This is a genomic window from Thiothrix sp. (assembly GCF_028714775.1).
Classification (GTDB): Bacteria; Pseudomonadota; Gammaproteobacteria; order Thiotrichales; family Thiotrichaceae; genus Thiothrix.
Genome location: NZ_JAQTLS010000065.1, coordinates 1 through 2,973, shown reverse-complemented (window position 1 = coordinate 2,973; position 2,973 = coordinate 1). Strand labels below are relative to the sequence as shown.

The following is a 2,973-nucleotide window of genomic DNA, read 5'->3' as shown; positions in this document are numbered from 1 at the left end:
GTTCGTATCATGAACGCGGCAATCGTCAACTGATACTTCACGATGAGCTTGAGATCAAACTCAGTCTAAAGTGCAATTCGCGATTTGATGCTGATCAGAAACTTTGCTAGCGATAAGTGGTGTTATAGCCAGTTGGCCACCCCAACTGAACACACGAATGCTGGAAATGTCAGTTTGTTCATATCCGATCAACTCCGCTTTGTGCACATATTGGGATACATGCCTTGTAACCTCCGGGCCAATTCGTTGGCGATCTGCTGAACCTCACCACTCGGAGGCGTATTGGCAAAGCCCTTGACGTCGATGATATAAGGCTTGTCATTATCGACCCGCAGCCCCACGCATCCCTTACGCTTTCCGGTATGAAGGTCACGAATAGAATAGACTTCGGCTTTCCCACTGGCGCATTTTTCAGCATAGGTTTCCAGGCAGTTTCTCATCGCCAGGGACTCAAGTATTAATTCTTCAGAAGATTTGAGTGGCACAACCTTCATTCGTCCCATATCGAAGGCTTCCAGCCTTGGCTGCCAGTAAAGCTGTTTAGCCTTGCTGAGCATGGCATGCTCAGTTTCGGTTGTCCGCCACTGACGAACAAACCATGGCCATCCGGCTTTGATTTGATTATCGTCCAGTGAATTGGCAAGTGACTCAGACCACCAGCATACGCCAAGAAACTCCTCCGAGAATCCCTCTACTTCCCCCTCGCTGCGCCTCCGATCAGCCTCTAACAACCCGGCACGAAGGACAATGGGATCAATAATGCTTTCAAAATGTTCTCCGATCTGTGCATCGTGGCGCTGGTGCGGGTTATAGCTATGCAGGAATGCTTTTGCGACTGTTGGCGGTGGCGGAGGCGGCAAGCCTGCAGCCTCTAAAGCTTTGAGATATCGAATGGCCACTTCAAGTCTCGGCTGCCCAACGGCCTCTTCCCAAGGAATCCTGAAAATACGGGAGCCATGTCGAACAACATATCGCCATGCGGCCTCAGACAATCCGGCATCCAGGAATACAGTTTTGACAGCAAGCACAGGATCTTTATAATTTTTTGTACCTGCCGGAATCTGCTCGACGAACGCCATAAGCAATGGCAACAGTTGCGTATTTTCTTTGGCAACCTGCCGGAATGTACGGTCATTGCGCCAAACACGATTCAACGTGGGCGATCCCATTAACGGTCCGACCGGGTTGGTGCGGGAGGCCAAAGCAATCCAATAGATATCGCTGGGAAACTTGAACAGTTTAGGCAGTCCCAGGCAACGAAATGCCTGAAATTTTGGATTTTTCAACAACAACCGATAGGCTGTGTCCGCCAGCCATTTCTCGACACCATTGATCTGTGAATCGTCAAAAAATAACTCACCTTGCTCGTGATCAATCAGATTAAGATTCTTGAGTACAGAATTTAGCCACCATGAGGTGAAGAGCGGACGACCGATTTCGAAATTGTAACGATTTTCCTTATAGCATTTATTCCGAATCGTCCCGGAGATGACAGATCTTTTTTCCGAATTGACGGTATAAGCAAGACCTTCAAAGATCGTGATTCGCCTCACATTCTTGCTGACTCGACTGACCTTGGCGGGCTTATCCAATTTGTCGTCTAACCATTCACATAGAAGGACTAGGCGGAGTTTGGCCTCATCCCGTTGCCAGGAAGGCAGGAAAGACGGTGGTTTGGCATTTCGGGCAGCAAGGCCCAAGGCCAGCACGGGCGCTGGTTCAATTTTCATAGGCGCAGCATGGCGACGTAGCTGAAACAGTTGTCGCCACGGGATGCGGCCGTTTGATATATGGGATAGATCATCTCTGCTCATAAGTGCAGATTACTGGATGAAAAGCTCACCTGATGAGCCAGCAGCTATGCAAAATACTAAAAACAAGGAACAAGATGACGTGTGCACACTGGAACAACTGGAGGGGGAGTCATGGTTATGACTGGATCCCTTGAAAGCTGACAAACACACTTAGCTGACCAACTACCCTGAGAATATATACATCATGCCATTCACCCCTCTGCACCTCGCAGCCGCATTACCGATCAAGCTGGGATTCGACAGGGTGGAAAAGCATTCTCACCAAAACGCCGACATCATCGCCTAATTTATTACTGAGATTGTTATGAACGATCCGGCAAAAATTGAATATCACGATGAGTTGGCACCACCATTAGAACAACTGAATGGATGGGAAAAGCTGACCCTTGCCCGCTTGCACATATTCCTTGATCCAGCCGTAAATATGCCGGATGTAGACGGAGCGGTCTTTGGTCACAAAGGTGCAGCCTCATGAAGGATGCGTTCTTTCAGGTAGCGATTGATGCCGTTCGGTGTCAGCACATCCACTTTCCTGCCAATGACCTTCTCAATGTCTTGTTGCAGGCCGATCAGGTCGAACAGGCTGCGTGTTTCCTGCATATCCACCAAAAAATCCACATCGCTGTCTTCCTGGTCTTCTCCACGAGCAACAGAGCCAAACAACCGTACATTGCTTGCCCCATGCTTGGCCGCAAGCGCCAGGATTTCAGCTCTTTTGCTTTGTAGGATATTGAGTGTGCTCATGATTTTCTATTGTAGTTTAAATCATATCGCTGAACACTCATTGCGACAGATTTTAGCTGCCGCGAATGTTTATGAATGCTCATCCCGCTGCAGTGCCTCTTCCTCTATCAAATCTGCCGAATCGTGCTGCGGGCTATTTACCCTGCGACTGACTGGATAGGCCTTCAAGAAACGCTCGGGATAAGACTTGGTCATTAATTGTATTCGGGTGACATCGGTCATGTTCGGATCAAGCCAAACTTCATAGTTTTCAGGCTGGATAATCACCGGCATGCGGTCGTGAATTTTAGACTGTTCACGGGTTTTCTACGGAAGAAATCTGGTGCTGACATGATCTCTTTGGCATTTTGGTATAGAGGAACGACGGCGTGTCCTCGGTGTTGAGCTGGAAGATCTTGAGCTTGAAATACTCCAT

General features: G+C 48.6%; 4 protein-coding genes. 1 reads left to right on the top strand and 3 read right to left on the bottom strand.

Translation table 11 applies throughout. From position 1 onward, the window contains the following. Window positions 1-188 precede the first annotated feature (188 nt). Complete coding sequence (locus PHE17_RS21595; RefSeq protein ID WP_301017997.1) at window positions 189-1,730, bottom strand: PcfJ domain-containing protein; 1,542 nt, start codon at window positions 1,728-1,730, stop codon at window positions 189-191. Window positions 1,731-2,118: 388 nt separating this feature from the next. On the opposite strand from PHE17_RS21595, the gene PHE17_RS21590 reads away from it, so the two are divergent. Further along, entirely contained in the window at window positions 2,119-2,289 is a 171-nt protein-coding gene (locus PHE17_RS21590; protein ID WP_301017996.1) for a hypothetical protein, read from the top strand. Here PHE17_RS21590 and PHE17_RS21585 read toward each other — a convergent pair. Together PHE17_RS21585 and PHE17_RS21580 are read right to left on the bottom strand one after the other, a co-directional pair. Then, the gene (locus PHE17_RS21585; protein ID WP_301017995.1) at window positions 2,268-2,558 is read right to left on the bottom strand and encodes a nucleotidyltransferase family protein; all 291 of its coding nucleotides are present in this window, start codon (window positions 2,556-2,558) and stop codon (window positions 2,268-2,270) included. The two genes, PHE17_RS21590 and PHE17_RS21585, sit on opposite strands and share 22 nt — an antisense overlap. 69 nt (window positions 2,559-2,627) lie before the next feature. Beyond that, complete coding sequence (locus PHE17_RS21580; protein WP_301017998.1) at window positions 2,628-2,843, bottom strand: SOS response-associated peptidase family protein; 216 nt, start codon at window positions 2,841-2,843, stop codon at window positions 2,628-2,630. Window positions 2,844-2,973 lie beyond the last annotated feature (130 nt).

Bases quoted from the DNA above. Each gene is read 5' to 3' on its own strand.
- PHE17_RS21595 (WP_301017997.1), bottom strand. From the start codon at position 1,730: ATGAAAATTGAACCAGCGCCCGTGCTGGCCTTGGGCCTTGCTGCCCGA.
- PHE17_RS21590 (WP_301017996.1), top strand. From the start codon at position 2,119: ATGAACGATCCGGCAAAAATTGAATATCACGATGAGTTGGCACCACCA.
- PHE17_RS21585 (WP_301017995.1), bottom strand. From the start codon at position 2,558: ATGAGCACACTCAATATCCTACAAAGCAAAAGAGCTGAAATCCTGGCG.